We start from the raw sequence: 15,839 nt of genomic DNA, 5'->3' as shown, positions 1-15,839 counted from the left end.
AGATTGAGCTTGATCGATCGCCTCATCGAGTTCCTCTTCACTCAGATGTTCGAGGTGATCTTTCGACGGTCCAGGCATAGTTCGTACTTACACTCTAATATTACAAATTTTTCGGCTATCACTATCGAGCGCTCACCGCTCCCTCGCGCGGCGCTCCTCGCGGTCGCCGCAGGCGACCGCTCGGAGGCGCGCGCCACAGCTGCTGCCGTCTTATTCTGTCTATAAAGAGACCGTCGCCTCAGTCGTCGCCGCGCGCCTCCTCGACCACTCGCGTGAACTCCCGGGCGGTCTCGGTGATGACCTCGTAGTCGCCGCGCTCGGCGGCGTCGTAGTCGACGAGCGCGCCCCCTGCGCCGACCGCGAACGCGCCCGCGTCGATGTACTCCGCCGCGTTATCGGGGCCGACGCCGCCGGTCGGCATCATCGGGATCTGACCGAGCGGGCCCTTCATCGCGCCGAGGTGGGCCGGGCCGACGGTCTTCGCGGGGAACACCTTCACGAAGTCGGCGCCGGCCTCGTAGCCGCGGACCGCCTCCGTCGGCGTCATCACGCCGGGCGCGCTGACGGCGCCGTAGCGGTTACACGTCTCGATGACGTCCTCGTGGAGGCTCGGCGAGACGACGAACTCCGCGCCGGCCATCAGCGTGGTCCGGGCGGTCTCGCTGTCGAGGACGGTGCCGGTACCGACGACGACCTCGTCGTCGAAAGAGCCCGTCACCTCGTCGATGAGGTCGGCGACGCCGGGCGTGTCGGCGGTGATCTCGACGGCGGTGACCCCGCCCTCGCGCAGCGCCTCGGCGATCTCGATGAGCTGGTCGGCCGGTACGCCGCGCAGCACCGCGACGACGCCGCTGTCGTCGAGCCGCGAGAGCGTCTCGTTCATACCCTACGTTTCCCGAGTCTGCCCTTAAAACCGCGCCGATGCTCCGAGCGCTCGTCCGCGCCTGCTCCGTGACACCGATCGACACGAAATCGGCGGGGATCGCGGGCAACTCCCCGCGAAACGGCCGCGACGAAACACTACCCTTTTGACCCTCCTTTCGGTAACAGTCGGTATAATGGGCCGACGCAAGAAGATCGTTCAGGAATGTGAGCGGCTGATGGACAACCCGGAGCACATCCGGAACATCGCCATCGCCGCCCACGTCGACCACGGCAAGACGACGCTCTCCGACAACCTGCTGGCGGGCGCCGGCATGATCTCCGAGGACACCGCGGGCGAGCAGCTCGCGATGGACACGAAGGAGGACGAGCAGGAGCGCGGGATCACCATCGACGCGGCGAACGTCTCGATGACCCACGAGTACGAGGACACCAACCACCTCATCAACCTCATCGACACCCCGGGCCACGTGGACTTCGGGGGCGACGTCACCCGCGCGATGCGCGCGGTCGACGGCGCGCTGGTGGTCGTCGACGCCGTCGAGGGCGCGATGCCCCAGACGGAGACGGTGCTCCGGCAGGCGCTCCGCGAGGGCGTGAAGCCGACGCTGTTCATCAACAAGGTCGACCGCCTCATCTCGGAGCTCCAGGAGGGGCCCCAAGAGATGCAGGAGCGCCTGATGTCGGTCATCGCCGACGTCAACGAGCTCATCCGCGGCATGGCCGAGAACATGGACGACATCCCCGAGGACTGGACCGTCTCCGTCGAGGACGGCACGGTCGGGTTCGGCTCCGCGCTGTACAAGTGGGGCGTCTCGATGCCCTCGATGCAGCGGACGGGCATGGACTTCGGCGACATCATGGAGCTCGAACAGAACGACAAGCGGCAGGAGCTCCACGAGCGGACGCCGCTGTCGGACGTCGTGCTCGACATGGTCTGCGAGCACTTCCCGAACCCGGTCGACGCGCAGCCCCGCCGCGTCCCGCGCATCTGGCGCGGCGACCCGGACACCGAGCTGGCCGAGGGGATGCAGCTGGTCGACGAGGACGGCGAGGTCGTCTTCATGGTCACCGACATCTCGATGGACCCGCACGCGGGCGAGATCGCGACGGGTCGCGTCTTCTCCGGCACGCTGGAGAAGGGCCAGGAGCTGTACGTCTCCGGCACCGCGGGCAAGAACCGCATCCAGAGCGTCGGTCTCTTCATGGGGTCCGAGCGCGAGGAAGTGGAGCACGTTCCGGCGGGGAACATCGCGTCGGTCACCGGTCTGCGCGACGCGATCGCCGGCTCCACCGTCTCCTCCGTCGAGATGACGCCGTTCGAGTCGATCGAACACATCTCCGAGCCGGTCATCACGAAGTCCGTCGAGGCCCAGAACATGGACGACCTGCCGAAGCTCATCGAGACGCTCCAGCAGGTCGCCAAGGAGGACCCGACGATCCAGATCGAGATCAACGAGGACACGGGCGAGCACCTCATCAGCGGGCAGGGCGAGCTCCACCTCGAAGTGATCACCCAGCGGATTCAGGACAACCAGGGTATCCCGGTCATCACCGGTGAGCCGATCGTCGTCTTCCGCGAGCAGCCGCAGGAGGCGTCCCGCGAGGTCGAGGGACAGTCCCCGAACCGGCACAACAAGTTCTACATCACCGTCGAGCCGCTCGAACAGGATATCGTCGACGCGATCCAGCTCGGCGAGGTCTCGATGGACATGCCCGAACTGGAGCGCCGCGAGGCGCTGCAGGAGGCCGGCATGGACAAGGACACCTCGCAGAACGTCGAGGACATCCACCGGACCAACATCCTCATCGACGACACGAAGGGGATTCAGCACCTCAACGAGACGATGGAGCTCGTACTGGAGGGGCTTCAGGAAGCGCTCGACGACGGGCCGCTCGCCGCCGAGCCGGTCCAGGGGTCGCTGTTCCGGCTCCACGACGCGAAGCTCCACGAGGACACGATCCACCGCGGTCCGGCGCAGGTCATCCCGGCGGTCCGCGACGCGGTCCACCGCGCGCTGATCGACGGCGAGGTCCGTCTGCTGGAGCCGATTCAGGACGTCCGGATCGACGTTCCCTCGGAGCACATGGGCGCCGCATCCGGCGAGATCCAGGGCCGCCGCGGCCGCGTCGACGACATGTACCAGGAGGGCGACCTCATGGTCGTCGAGGGCATCGCGCCCGTCGAGGAGATGATCGGGTTCTCCTCCGACATCCGCTCGGCCACCGAGGGCCGCGCCTCGTGGAACACCGAGAACGCGGGCTTCCGCGTGCTCGTCGACAACCTCCAGCGCGAGAAGATCATGGAGATCCGCGAGCGCAAGGGAATGAAGCTGGAACTGCCGCAGTCGATCGACTACTTCTGAGTCGACGACTCGGTCAGCGGTAGTCGGTCCCTCGTTTTTTCTCCCGCCTCGGACTCGATTCCCGGCAGCGCCGCGACCGTCAGCCGAGGGTCCGCCTAACCGTCGACGCGCCGCCGACGAGGACGAAGCACAGGCCGAGGGCAGCCGCGAAGAGCGGCGCGTTCGACGTCTGTTCCCTCAGGAACGCCCCGTCGGGATCGGCGGGGTCGACGTAGGCGGTGGCCGGCTCGCCGACGGCGTACGCCGCGACGACCTCGCGGGCCGCCGACTCGGTGTCGTAGTTCGACGTGATCGCCGACGGGAACACGTTCGTGCTCGCGTACTCCGTCCCGTCGTACTCGTAGGTGAACCGCACCGTCGGTCGGTAGTCCACGCCGGCGCTGCTCCCGGTCGACGTCGACTCGACGTCGAGGTCGGTGATCGTGGCGTCGACCGTGATCGCGTCCTCGACCGCGTCCGACTGCTGGGTGTAGTCGTACGCGCCGTAGCCGGTCACCGCGAGACCGATCAGCAGCATGACGACCGCACCCTTGAGCGTCTTCGGGCCGTCGATCGAGATTCCGCCGCTCATTCGACGGGCACACCTCGGTTCGCGGGGGTCCGATCTGCGGAACTCCGATTCGACGCGTTCGGGCGCAGGGCGATGCTCGACGAACCGCGTGGAGGGTGAGACACGCCCGGTTCTCGGACGCGGTCGCCCATAGTTCTGCGGGGCGTCGACCCGCCGGATCCGTGCGGTGCGTTGGCACCCGCGGCGGAGAGGCAACGCCTGCCAGCGCCGAAGGCTTATACCGGATCGTCCGACTCCGTTCGGGTATGCAGACGGGCACGTCTCCCCCCCGGCGCACCGCGACGGAGCCACCGAGCGACCGCTCCACGCCGGGAACAGGAACGTGTCCGCGAACACGCGCTCCCGACCGAGCCGCGTCCAGCACGGCGGAGGTGGCGGCGTGAGCGACCGTCGCGACGGGACGCCGGAGGACGCGCTCGCCGCCGAGGACGCGGCCGACGGAAGCGCGGGTACGGACGCCGACCCCTCCCCGGACGGCGGGCACGCGGCCGCGGCCCCCTCGACGCACACGGTGCGACTGGAGCTGGTCGACGAGCCCGGCCAGCTGCTCGCCGCGCTCCATCCGATCGCCGACAACGGCGGGAACCTCCTGTCGATCTACCACGAGCGCGGGAACAAGACGCCCCGCGGCCGGATCCCCGTGGAAGTCGACTTCGAGGCGACTTCCGAGCGGTTCGAGGAGATCGTCGACGCGCTCCGCAGCGAGGGCGTGAACGTGATGCAGGCGGGCACGGAGCGGTACGCGGAGGAGGTGACCATCCTCCTGTTCGGTCATCTCATCGACACCGACCTCTCCGACACGCTCTCGCGGATCGAGGCCTGCGAGTCGGCGTCGGTCGCCGACGTGTCGCTCGCGGCCCCGCAGGGCACCGAGGAGGTGTCGAGCGCGCGGCTCCGGCTCGAGGCGCGCGCCGGCGAGACGGACGCGGCGCTCGCGACGGTCCGCGACCTCGCCGCCGACAAGGGACTTCGCGTCGTCGAGCCGCTCGCGGGGGTGGACGCGTGAGACTCGCCGTCATCGGCGCGGGCGCGGTCGGGCGCTCCGTCGTCGAGCTGGCCGGCGAGTACGGCCACGAGGTCGTCGCGGTCGCGGACTCGTCGAGCGCGGTCGTCGCGGACGGGGCGGGCGCCCCCGGCGGAGGCGACGCGGTCGGCGTCGACCCCGACGCGGTCGTCGCTCGGAAGGCGGAACGCGGGATCGTCGGCGACGACGACCCGGCCGACGCGCTGGCGGCCGACTACGACGTCCTCGTCGAGGCGACGCCGACGACGCTCGACGACGCGGAGCCCGGCTTCTCGCACGTGACGACCGCACTGGAGCGCGACCGCCACGCCGTCCTCGCGAACAAGGGGCCGGTCGCGGAGCGGTTCGGCGACCTGCGGGCGGCCGTCGACGACAGCGAGGGAGCGATCCGGTTCGAGGCGACCGTCGGCGGCGCGATCCCGGCGGTCTCGACCGTCGAGGACATCGAGCCCGGCCACGTCACGGCGGTCCGGGGCGTGCTCAACGGGACGGCGAACTTCATCCTGACGCGGATGGCCGCGGAGGGGCTCGACTACGACCACGTGCTCGCGGAGGCGCAGGACCTCGGCGTCGCCGAGGCCGACCCCTCCTTCGACGTGGACGGCACCGACGCGGCGCTGAAGTGCGTCATCCTCGCGAACGTGCTATCCTTCGGCGCGGCCGACGACCCGGCCGACGCCCGGGAGTTCACGCTCGACGACGCGGACGTCGAGGGCATCCGCGACGTGCCCGGCTCCGCGCTCCGGCTCGCGGCCGAGGACGGGCGGACGGTGCGGCTGATCGGCGAGGCGACCGGCGAGACCGTCCGCGTCGCGCCCCGGCTCGTCCCCGAGAACGGGACGCTCGCGGTCTCCGGCACCCAGAACATCGTCCAGATCGAGACGACCCACGCCGGCCGGCTCAACATCTCCGGGCGCGGCGCGGGCGGCCCCGAGACCGCGAGCGCGGTCCTCGGCGACGTCGGGCGGCTGGAGTAGGCCGCGGTTCGGCCGGCGGAGGCCGCTCCGGTCGTCGATTCGCACCGCCGCGATCCGGCGCGTGTGTCGTTCTGTCGTGCCCCGCGTTGTCGAGAATCGCCGGACTGCGGCGCGATGCTCTGTGGCCCGTATCGAAACCGTTTTAGTGGAATCTACCGAAACTTACTCACAGAGCGCCTTAGCGCGTGATTACCCCATGAGTGACAAACCGCACCAGAACCTGGCCATCATCGGCCACGTCGACCACGGCAAGAGTACGCTCGTGGGTCGCCTCCTCTTCGAGACGGGGAGCGTCCCCGAGCACGTAATCGAGCAGCACCGCGAGGAAGCCGAAGAGAAGGGCAAGGGCGGCTTCGAGTTCGCCTACGTGATGGACAACCTCGCCGAGGAGCGCGAGCGCGGCGTCACGATCGACATCGCCCACCAGGAGTTCGACACCGACGAGTACTACTTCACCATCGTCGACTGTCCGGGCCACCGTGACTTCGTGAAGAACATGATCACGGGCGCCTCGCAGGCCGACAACGCGGTGCTCGTCGTCGCGGCCGACGACGGCGTCGCGCCCCAGACCCGCGAGCACGTGTTCCTGGCCCGCACGCTCGGGATCAACGAGCTCATCATCGGCGTCAACAAGATGGACCTGGTCGACTACCAGGAGTCCTCCTACAAGGAGGTCATCGGCGAGGTCGAGGACCTGCTCAACCAGGTCCGCTTCGCGACCGACGACACCACGTTCGTGCCGATCTCGGCGTTCGAGGGCGACAACATCGCCGAGGAGTCCGAGAACACGCCGTGGTACGACGGGCCGACTCTGCTGGAGTCGCTCAACGACCTGCCGGAGGCCGAGCCGCCGACGGACGCGCCGCTCCGCCTGCCGATCCAGGACGTCTACACCATCTCCGGTATCGGGACCGTCCCCGTGGGACGCGTCGAGACCGGGATTCTCAACACCGGCGACAACGTCTCCTTCCAGCCGTCCGACGTGGGCGGCGAGGTGAAGACGGTCGAGATGCACCACGAAGAGGTGCCCAAGGCCGAGCCCGGTGACAACGTCGGGTTCAACGTCCGCGGCATCGGCAAGGACGACATCCGCCGCGGCGACGTCTGTGGCCCGGCCGACGACCCGCCGAGCGTCGCCGAGACGTTCCAGGCGCAGGTCGTCGTCATGCAGCACCCGTCGGTCATCACGGCCGGCTACACCCCGGTCTTCCACGCCCACACGGCGCAGGTCGCCTGTACGATCGAGTCGATCGACCAGAAGATCGACCCGTCCTCGGGCGAGGTCGCCGAGGAGAACCCGGACTTCATCAAGTCCGGCGACGCCGCGGTCGTCACCGTGCGCCCCCAGAAACCGCTCAGCATCGAGCCGTCCGGCGAGATCCCGGAGCTCGGCAGCTTCGCCATCCGCGACATGGGTCAGACCATCGCGGCCGGCAAGGTGCTCAGCGTCAACGAGCGATAATCGATGCAGCAGGCACGCGTCCGCCTCGCCGGCACGAGCCCCGAGGACCTCGACGACATCTGCGACGACGTCCGCGAGATCGCGGACTCGACGGGAGTCGCCCTGTCGGGCCCGATCCCGCTGCCGACGAAGACGCTCGAGATCCCGTCGCGCAAGTCCCCGGACGGTGAGGGGACGGCGACGTGGGAGCACTGGGAGATGCGCGTCCACAAGCGTCTGATCGACATCGACGCCGACGAACGCGCGCTCCGTCAGCTGATGCGCGTCCAAGTGCCGAACGACGTCAGCATCGAGATCGTTCTCGAAGACTGAGCGCTAGGGCGTTTCTCTTTCACCCCTTTCGTTTTTTCTGCCGCGTCCAGCGACGGCGCCGTCTTCGTCTCGGCGTCTCCGCTACCGCGCGTCGAGGAGGCCGGCCCGGCCGGCCACGAGCCCGCAGAACGCGCCGGTGGCATGCGCGATCAGCGCGACGCCCGGCGCGGCCGTCGTCGCGGTGAGGGCGACGGCGACGAGCCCGAACAGGGCCAGTTGGACCCGCGGCGAGAGGCGGAGCCGGTCGAACAGCGTCTCGCTCACGACGTTGCCGGCGAGCAGGTAGCCGCCCAGCGCGAACACCGCGCCGCTGATCCCCAACACGGCGGACGGCGGGCCGAGGAGGCTCCCGAGCGTCACCTGCGCGACGCCCGCGAGCGCGCCGGTGGTAACGACGAACGCGTGGAAGCGCGGCCGGGTCGTCCGGCGCTCGACGAGAGGGCCGACGAGAAGCAGCGCGAGGGCGTTCGCCACCAGGTGCCCGACGGAGCCGTGTGCGTACACGCTGGTGACGAGCGTCCACGGGGCGACGGAGACGGGCGTCGACAGCGCGAGGAGTCCGAAGAGGCCGACGAGGCTGAGGACGGCCTGCGCGGCGCCGACGAGGAGGGTGATTCCGAGCGTTTCGAGGGTAGCGCGCATCGGGCGAGGGTTGGGGACGCCCGGTGAAAAGGGTGTGCGGGGAGGACACCCCGCCGACTCGCGCGCGGCTCAGATCACGTCGTCGGGGTCGTGTGCGTTCGCCATCCGCGTCGCCTCGGCGGCGTAGCGTTCGCGGTCGTCGGGGTCGTCGACGGTCCCGACGTTCGACGGCGGCGCGTCGACGGCGGCTGTGGTGTCGCGCACGTCGGTGAAGGAGGTGAGCGAGCGCTCCTTTCGGAAGTAGCGCTCGCCGTCGGGCGTCGCGTACGTGAGGATCACCATGTTCTGCTCGTCGTCGGAGTAGGTGCGCTCGACGAGCCACATCCGAACGCCGTCGGTCGCGGAGTCGGGGGCCGCTTCGTTCGCGTTCATGCGTAGTATTTCGATCCCCACGCACAAACGCGTTTCGTCGGGACCGGACCGCTCGCCTCCGCGAACCGCCAACGTTATGTTCTTTAGGGCGGCCTAAACGAACACATGAACCCGCGCATCGCCGCCGCTCGGCTCCGAGAGCGACTCTCCCGGATCGGCGAGAGACTCCCTCGGGGATCGCTCGCGGTCGCGGGGACGCTCCTCGTCTTGGCGGTCGGCGGGGCGGTACTGGTTCGCACCCTCGACATCGAGGGCGTCGTCTCGGCAGCGGTCACCGCGGACCCGGCGCTGCTCGGCGCGGCGCTCGCCGTCTACCTCGCCTCGTGGCCGGTCCGCGGCCGCCGGTACGGCGACGTGCTCGCGCCGATGGGCCATCGGTGCCGCACGGCGTTCCTCACGGCGGCGGTGTTCGCGAGCCAGACCGCGAACCTGATCGTCCCCGCGCGAGCCGGCGACGGGGTGCGCGCGTACTTGCTCCACGACCGCCGCGAGGTGCCGTACCCGACCGGTGTCGCGTCGCTGGCGGTCGAGCGCGCGTTCGACCTCGTCGCGCTCGGCGTCCTCGGCGGCGCCGCGCTCGCGGTCCTCCTCGTCGACGGCCGAACCGTCGTACCCACCGGCTTCGATCGGGCCGGCGCCGCCGCCGCGGGAATCGCCGTCGCGGCCGCGCTCGGCTCGGCACTTACCGTCGCCGTCGCCCGGAGCGACCGCCGAGTCGGTCCGACGCTCCGCGAGCGCGCCGCCGACTCTCGACTGTCCGGGGCCGTCGACGCCGCGGTCCGGTTCGGGGCCGCCGTCCGGGTCGTGGCCGCGGACGCGGGCGCGCTCGTCCGGGTGTCGCTCGCGAGCGGCGTCGTCTGGGGGGCGGACGTCGTCACCGCGGTCCTCGTCCTCGCCGCGCTCGTGGGCGGCTTCGGGGGGAGCGTCGCCCCGGCGACGCTGCTCGTCGTCGGCACCCTCGCCGTCTCGGCCGGGAACCTCGCGAAGGTGCTACCGCTCTCGCAGGGCGGGATCGGGCTGTACGAGGCGGCGTTCACCGGTATCGTCGTCGCCGCGACGCCGATCCCGGCCGAGACCGCGCTCGCCGCGGCGGCGCTCGACCACGCGCTGAAAAACGCCGTCACGCTCGCGGGCGGCGGTCTCGTCGCGGCCGCGTTCGACCTCTCCGTGACGGGGGCGCCCGAGTCGGAGCGGGAACCGGACGCGGCCGCGACGCGGCCGACGACGGACCGCTAATGTTTTAGGTCAGCCTAAAAATAACTGCGTATGGTCGATACCCCACCCGACGCGGTCGACGCCGACATCTGCGTCGTCGTCCCGACGATCCGCGAGTACGAGTGTCTCCGCGAGTACGTCGCGAACGCCCGCGACCACGGCTTCGACGTCTCGCGGCTCCACTTCGTCTTGGTCACCGAGGACTTCTGTGACGTCGCCGAGATGCGCGCCATGCTCGACGACCTCGACGTCTCCGGCGAGGTGTTCGACGGGACTCGTCGCGAGGAGTGGTACGAGGCGAACGGGGTCGCGGAGTACGATCATCTCGTGCCCGCCGCGAGCCACGCCGAGACGAGCTTCGGGCTGCTGTACATGTGGGCCGACGACTCCTTCGAGTACGGCGTCTTCATCGACGACGACACGCTTCCGCACGACGACGTCGACTACTTCGGGCGCCACATGGAGAACCTCGCGTTCGGCGGCGAGATCGAGCGCGTCAGTTCCGACGAGAACTGGGTGAACGTCCTCTACGACAACGCCGACGAGCACGGGCTCTACCCGCGCGGCTACCCCTACTCGGCGATGGACGAGACGGTCGAGACGGACGCCGTCGAGGTCGAGTCCGGCGCGGTCGTCGCCTCGCAGGGCCTGTGGACGAACGTCCCCGACCTCGACGCGGTTCGCATCCTGATGGACGGAGACTTGGAGGGACAGGCGCAGACCCGGACGACCGCCGAGGACTTCGGCGACGACTTCGTCGCCGCGCGCGGCAACTACCTCACCGTCTGCTCGATGAACCTCGCGTTCCGCCGCGAGGTGATCCCGGCGTTCTACCAGCTCCCGATGGACGACAACGAGTGGGACGTGGGTCGGTTCGACGACATCTGGTCGGGCCTGTTCTTGAAGCGCGCCTGCGACCTACTCGGTAAGCGGATCTACAACGGCGACCCGCTCTGTGAACACAACAAGGCCGCGCGCTCGACGTTCGACGACCTCGCGAACGAGGTGGCGGGGCTGGAGCTGAACGAGCACGTCTGGGAGGTGATAGACGAGGCGGCCGAAGACGCCGACTCGTACGCCGAGGCGTTCGCCGAGATGGCCGACGCGCTCGCCGAGGGCGACTTCGACGAGTGGAACAACGGCGCGTTCCTCAACCACTGCGGCGAGTACATGCGCGACTGGCTCGACTGCCTCGACGCGATCCGGCGAACGCCGGCGCCGGCGGACGACTGAACCGACACGACTAAAAGTATTTAGGCAAGCCTAAAACACATGACGAACCACGAATCCGAGACCACGGACGGACGCGACGTCCGCCGACGGAAGTTCCTCGCGGCCGCCGGCGCAGTCGGCGCGGCGGGGATCGCCGGCTGTAACGGGAGCGGCGACGAGAGCGACGGGAACGACGCAGACGGCGGCGACGGGGAGTCGGCGATCGGCCAGATCGGGTCCGGCCGCGCGGGCCGCGACGCCCCGGGCGGGACGCCGATGGCGGAGATGCCGGCGCTGGAGGGCGAGCTCACCGTCTACTCCGGTCGCGGCGAGTTCCTCGTCGGCGAGCTCGTCAGTTACATCGACGACCTGTACGACGACTTCGACCTGACCGTGCGGTACAACAGCTCGACCGACCACGTGAACGCGATCATCAACGAGGGCGAGGGGTCGCCCGCTGACGTGTTCTACTCGGTGAACGCCGGCTCGCTCGGCGCGCTCGCCGACGCCGGGCGCACGCAGGCGCTCCCCGACGACGTGGCCGGGAAGGTCCGCGAGGAGTTCCGCACCGAGCAGTGGGTCGGCACCTCCGGGCGCGCCCGGACGGTCCCGTACAACACGAACGAGTTCTCCGAGTCGGACCTCCCGGACGACATCATGGCGTACCCCGAGGAGTTCGAGGGGGACCTCGGCTGGGCGCCGTCGTACGGCTCCGCGCAGGCCTTTATCACCGCGATGCGGCTCTTGGAGGGCGAGGAGGCCACCCGCGAGTGGCTGGAGGCGATGGTCGGGCGCGGCGCCGCGACCTACCCCGACGAGTTCCGGACCTGTCAGGAGATCGCCGACGGGGAGATCGACGCCGCGTTCACGAACCACTACTACATCCAGCGCGTCCTCGACGGGAACCCGGAGGCCCCGATCGCCACCGCGTTCACGCAGGGCGACGCCGGCGCGGTGTTCAACGTCGCGGGCGCCGCGGTCGTCGACACCGCCGCGGACGCCGACCTCGCCGCCAACTTCGTCCGGCACCTGCTCTCGTCGGAGGCGCAGGACTACTTCGCGCGCTCCACCTTCGAGTACCCGCTGATCCCCGAGGTCGAGCCGATCGGCGACCTCCCGACGATCGACGAGCTCGACGTCCCGGACATCGACCTCTCTGAGCTGTCGAACCTCGAACCGACGATCGACCTCATGCGCGACGCCGGCGTCCAGATCTGAGGCGCGGCACCCCGCTGACCACCACAGATCGTGTCCGTTCTCCCACCGTCCCTCCGTCCCCGTCGACTCGCGGCCCGTCTCCGGCAGCGGCTCGATCGCGCCGACCGCGTGACGGTCGCGGCCGCGCTGGTCGCCGTCGCGGCCGGGGTCCTGACGTTCGCGATCGCGGCCACCGTCTTCTCGCATCACTCCGCGAACCACGACGAGGGCGTCTACCTCACGCAGGCCGCGCTGCTGTTGGGCGGGCAGCTGGAGTTCCACGCCGGGCCGCTCGCCGACGCCGTCCACCCGTGGTTCTTCGTCGAGGACGGGGGGCGGCTCTACCCGAAGTACAACCCGGTCCCGGCGGCGACGTTCGCGGTCTCGATGGCGCTGTTCGGCGAGCCGCGCGTCACGCTCGCCGCGGTCGCCGCCGGCAACGCCGCGCTCGTCTACCTCCTCGGGTCGCAGGCGTTCGGCCGTCGGGTCGGCCTCGCCGCGGCCGTCCTGTTCGCCGCGTCGCCGATGGCGGTCGCGACCTCGTCGGCGTTCCTCCCGTACGCCCCGACGACGTTCTTCAACCTGATCTTCGCGGTCGCGTACCTCCGGAGCGTCCGGGACCGGTCGCTCGCGGCTGCCGGCGTCGCCGGCGTCGCGATCGGGATCGCCTTCTTCGCGCGGCCGTACACCGCGGTGCTGTTCGCCGCCCCGTTCATCCTCCACGCCCTGTGGCGGGTGGTCGCGGCGACGCGGCGGTTCGGTGACGACGCGGAGACACCGCTGCTTCGCGCGCTCGCGGCCGCCGGCGTCCGCGGACTCCCGGACCCGGTCCGCCGACACGGGCTGACGGCGTTGTTCGGTACCCTGTTCGTCGGCGTCACGCTCGCGTACAACGTCCGGATAACGGGCTCGCCGCTCGTCTTCCCGTACCAGGCGTTCGCCCCGATGGACGGTCCCGGCTTCGGCGAGCGGCGCATCCTCGGCCACTCGGTCGAGTACACGCTCGGGCTGGCGCTGGAGTCGAACCGGTACGCGCTCCAGGAGATCGCGACTCGGTGGGTCGCCGCCGGGCCGCTCGGCACGGTCGCGGCGCTCGTCGGCGCGGCGGTCGCGCTGTGGGGCTGGCGCGCGCGCGGCGATCCTCGGGGCCTCCTCGACGGCGCGACGGCGACCCGGTCGCCGGCGGTCGACGGGGGCGCGGGGGCCCGCCCCGCGGGGTCGCCCGCCTTCCGGCGGACGGCGGCGCTGCTGCTCGTCGGCGTCGCGGTCTCGGTCGTCGTCGGGAACCTCTACTTCTGGGGGACCCACAACGCGCTCGCCGACCTCTCGGACCCGACCGACGGGCTCGCGTCGCTGTTCGGCCCGTTCTACCACTTCGACCTGCTCGTCCCGCTGTCCGTCTTCGGGGGGGTAGGGGTCGCCGCCGGCGCCCGCGCGCTGTCCGCCGCCCGGGAGCGACTGGTCGATCGCGGCGTCTCGTCGGCGGCCGCCCGGGTCGCGCTCGCGGTCGTCGTCGCCGTCGCGGTCGCCGGCGCGGGCGTCGCCGCCGTCGACGCGGCCGCGGACCCGATCGAGCGTAACGCCGCCGTCGACGCGAAACACGAGGCCGCCTACGCCCCCATCGACGAGGCGACCTTCGAGGACGGGCTCGTGTTCGTCCCGACGCCGTACGGCGAGTGGCAGAACCACCCGTTCCAGTACCTGCGGAACGGGCCGGGGCTCGACGGCGAGGTCGTGTACGCGCTCGACCGCGACCCGGTCGAGAACTTCGCGGTGCTCGACGCCTACCCGGACCGGACGCTGTACCGCTACGGCTATCAGGGCGTCTGGACGGCGGACCCGGAGGCCCGGGTCACGCCGAAGCTGGAGGCGCTCGACCGACGGTCGGGCGCCCGGATCGACGCCGAGACGACCGTCGGCGTGCCCGACCGCGTCGCCCGCGCGCAGGTCAGGGTCGACCCGCGCCGTGGCGCGCCGGGCGGTCCGGACCACGCCTCTTACACCGTGACGGCCCCGAACGAATCGATCGCTGTCGACTGGGCCGTGACGCCCGAGGGGGTCCGGCTCCCCGGCGCGGCGGCCGCGGGCGACCCCGAGGCGGGCGAGCCGGTCCCGTTCGACCCCGAGGGCGACGTGGTCGCCGTGACCGTGACGCTCGTCGACCCGACGGGCGCGACGTTCACCTACCGGCAGGAGGTGACGGTCCGAGTGACGGAGGGGGGTGAGGCGGGTGCCGACGGTGCGCGCGTCGAGGCGGTCTGGCCGCCCGAGCGCTCGACCTGCCGCCTCGTCACGGCGTGCGGCAACGAGGGGACCTACCTCCCCGACGACCCCGACGAGCACTCGGAGTGGGTCGTCTTCGAGACGGAGGCTGACGCGAGCGGCGAATGAGACTACTATTTATAAAACAGCGGGTAAATTGAAACAATCAAAATATAATATATTTTATTATTATTCATAGGATATGGGTGCTACATCTTCTCACGCCTGATATGGTCCCAAATATAGTATTTCAGGAATAATCTGTACAGCGTAGACTCGAAATCAGCATATTCTCATCACGAATGAGTCCCGGGCAGCTACATATATAACGGCACCCAAGAAATTTGTATCACTCAATCGAATAGATTCACATGGCTCTTCCGGACTTTGCGTATGATGATATTGGGCCGCTCAAGAGGGTAGAATGTGAGAACGTACCTGACCTGATGGTATTAGCAGGGCCCAATGGAGTTGGGAAGTCTACACTTCTTGACAGTATTGCTAGGGATTATCAAGATCATTTTGCCACATCCCGTTTGGTTGAATCCGGTGAATTGGAGAGTGTATTTGAGGACGCTGATATTTCGAAAAGTGAGATAGAAGAAATAAAAAAGGCATTTGAAGAGGAGGAATCTTTGCCTGACGATACAAATGTTGCGTTTGTAGGTCCGCACAGAGGTATGAGCAACAATATTCCAATTCGGGAAAGGGATCTAATCGGTATGCCTACCTATAGTACAAAATTTTTATATTCGTTATCTAGATTATCTCGGAGCGCTACTCAATACTGGCTAAATAAAGGACAAGGTAACTTTCGTTCAAATATATTTGACGCTGAAAAAGGGATGCTAGACGAATTACCTTATTATGAGGTAAGGAGGCGACTGGCACAGATCCATTCTAATATTGAAAAGCATATCACAAGCGAATTTTTTGAAGGAGACGGAGAAGTTGATGATCCTGATCTTTTGGAATGGCTATCACCACTTCAGGAGGCTATTGAAGAGGTATTACCCGGAATAGAACTAAAAGAAATAGAAAAAACGGATGATCACGAATATGAAATGAAATTTGAGAACAACGATGGAACTGTTGTTAAATTTCATGACCTTAGCTCTGGGAAAAAGATGCTGTCGCGTTATTTTTCGCTCTTGGGTAGAGGATTGTTGGTCAGTTCTCAGCAGGAGCTGGAAGTCACAGCAGGCAAGGGTGACGCGACCGCGTCACCCGACGAACGATGTTCCCTATCAAGACGTTCGTCTCGGAGCGTCGCGCCGCGAACCTGCTGGAACAGGTTCGCTGGCGCGACGGCGTCTATTGCCCGCGCTGCCGTGGCGAATCTGTG

14 protein-coding genes and 1 pseudogene are annotated in these 15,839 nt (G+C 68.3%); 11 read left to right on the top strand and 4 right to left on the bottom strand.

Annotated elements, in window-relative coordinates:
* Nucleotides 1-238 precede the first annotated feature (238 nt).
* Nucleotides 239-883, bottom strand: a complete 645-nt coding sequence (locus tag EXE46_RS15030) for a bifunctional 4-hydroxy-2-oxoglutarate aldolase/2-dehydro-3-deoxy-phosphogluconate aldolase (protein ID WP_137689170.1) — start codon at nt 881-883, stop codon at nt 239-241.
* Between the two features lie 175 nt (nt 884-1,058).
* On the opposite strand from EXE46_RS15030, the gene EXE46_RS15025 reads away from it, so the two are divergent.
* Nucleotides 1,059-3,248 carry an elongation factor EF-2 gene (locus EXE46_RS15025; RefSeq protein ID WP_137689169.1) on the top strand — a complete coding sequence of 730 codons (2,190 nt, stop codon included), beginning with the start codon at nt 1,059-1,061 and terminating at the stop codon, nt 3,246-3,248.
* A 79-nt stretch (nt 3,249-3,327) separates the two neighbouring features.
* Here EXE46_RS15025 and EXE46_RS15020 read toward each other — a convergent pair whose 3' ends face one another.
* Nucleotides 3,328-3,819, bottom strand: coding sequence for a DUF3592 domain-containing protein (locus EXE46_RS15020; RefSeq protein WP_137689168.1), 492 nt, complete (start codon nt 3,817-3,819; stop codon nt 3,328-3,330).
* A gap of 379 nt (nt 3,820-4,198) precedes the next feature.
* Here EXE46_RS15020 and EXE46_RS15015 point away from each other — a divergent pair, with 379 nt between their 5' ends.
* From EXE46_RS15015 to rpsJ, 4 genes are all read left to right on the top strand, one after another.
* Nucleotides 4,199-4,825, top strand: coding sequence for an amino acid-binding protein (locus tag EXE46_RS15015; RefSeq protein WP_137689167.1), 627 nt, complete (start codon nt 4,199-4,201; stop codon nt 4,823-4,825).
* Nucleotides 4,822-5,820: a homoserine dehydrogenase gene (locus EXE46_RS15010; protein ID WP_137689166.1), complete on the top strand. Its 999-nt coding sequence runs from the start codon at nt 4,822-4,824 to the stop codon at nt 5,818-5,820. The genes EXE46_RS15015 and EXE46_RS15010 overlap by 4 nt, the downstream gene beginning before the upstream one ends.
* A gap of 196 nt (nt 5,821-6,016) precedes the next feature.
* Nucleotides 6,017-7,282 (top strand): translation elongation factor EF-1 subunit alpha, encoded by a 1,266-nt coding sequence (gene tuf, locus EXE46_RS15005; RefSeq protein ID WP_137689165.1) that lies wholly within the window; start codon nt 6,017-6,019, stop codon nt 7,280-7,282.
* A gap of 3 nt (nt 7,283-7,285) precedes the next feature.
* Nucleotides 7,286-7,594, top strand: coding sequence for a 30S ribosomal protein S10 (gene rpsJ, locus EXE46_RS15000; RefSeq protein WP_004048854.1), 309 nt, complete (start codon nt 7,286-7,288; stop codon nt 7,592-7,594).
* 81 nt (nt 7,595-7,675) lie between these two features.
* Here rpsJ and EXE46_RS14995 read toward each other — a convergent pair whose 3' ends face one another.
* Both EXE46_RS14995 and EXE46_RS14990 read right to left on the bottom strand, forming a co-directional pair.
* Nucleotides 7,676-8,236, bottom strand: coding sequence for a rhomboid family intramembrane serine protease (locus EXE46_RS14995; RefSeq protein WP_137689164.1), 561 nt, complete (start codon nt 8,234-8,236; stop codon nt 7,676-7,678).
* A 69-nt stretch (nt 8,237-8,305) separates the two neighbouring features.
* Nucleotides 8,306-8,608, bottom strand: coding sequence for a hypothetical protein (locus EXE46_RS14990; RefSeq protein WP_137689163.1), 303 nt, complete (start codon nt 8,606-8,608; stop codon nt 8,306-8,308).
* A gap of 105 nt (nt 8,609-8,713) precedes the next feature.
* On the opposite strand from EXE46_RS14990, the gene EXE46_RS14985 reads away from it, so the two are divergent.
* The 6 genes and pseudogenes from EXE46_RS14985 to EXE46_RS16880 form a co-directional block, all read left to right on the top strand.
* Nucleotides 8,714-9,844 (top strand): lysylphosphatidylglycerol synthase transmembrane domain-containing protein, encoded by a 1,131-nt coding sequence (locus EXE46_RS14985; RefSeq protein WP_137689162.1) that lies wholly within the window; start codon nt 8,714-8,716, stop codon nt 9,842-9,844.
* Nucleotides 9,845-9,874: 30 nt separating this feature from the next.
* Nucleotides 9,875-11,056, top strand: coding sequence for an alpha-1 4-glucan-protein synthase (locus tag EXE46_RS14980; protein WP_137689161.1), 1,182 nt, complete (start codon nt 9,875-9,877; stop codon nt 11,054-11,056).
* A gap of 39 nt (nt 11,057-11,095) precedes the next feature.
* Entirely contained in the window at nt 11,096-12,253 is a 1,158-nt protein-coding gene (locus EXE46_RS14975) for an extracellular solute-binding protein (protein ID WP_137689160.1), read from the top strand.
* 30 nt (nt 12,254-12,283) lie between these two features.
* Entirely contained in the window at nt 12,284-14,623 is a 2,340-nt protein-coding gene (locus EXE46_RS14970; protein WP_137689159.1) for a glycosyltransferase family 39 protein, read from the top strand.
* 242 nt (nt 14,624-14,865) lie between these two features.
* Nucleotides 14,866-15,057 (top strand): annotated as a pseudogene (locus tag EXE46_RS17755) (ATP-binding cassette domain-containing protein); the annotation flags it as partial.
* A gap of 674 nt (nt 15,058-15,731) precedes the next feature.
* The coding region (locus EXE46_RS16880) for a transposase (protein WP_137687312.1) at nt 15,732-15,839 on the top strand (108 nt) is incomplete at its 3' end.

This window comes from Halorubrum sp. GN11_10-6_MGM, from assembly GCF_005435165.1.
Taxonomy (GTDB): Archaea; Halobacteriota; Halobacteria; order Halobacteriales; family Haloferacaceae; genus Halorubrum.
The sequence above is the reverse complement of the archived record's forward strand: the minus strand, read 5'-3'. Positions and strand labels throughout refer to the sequence as shown.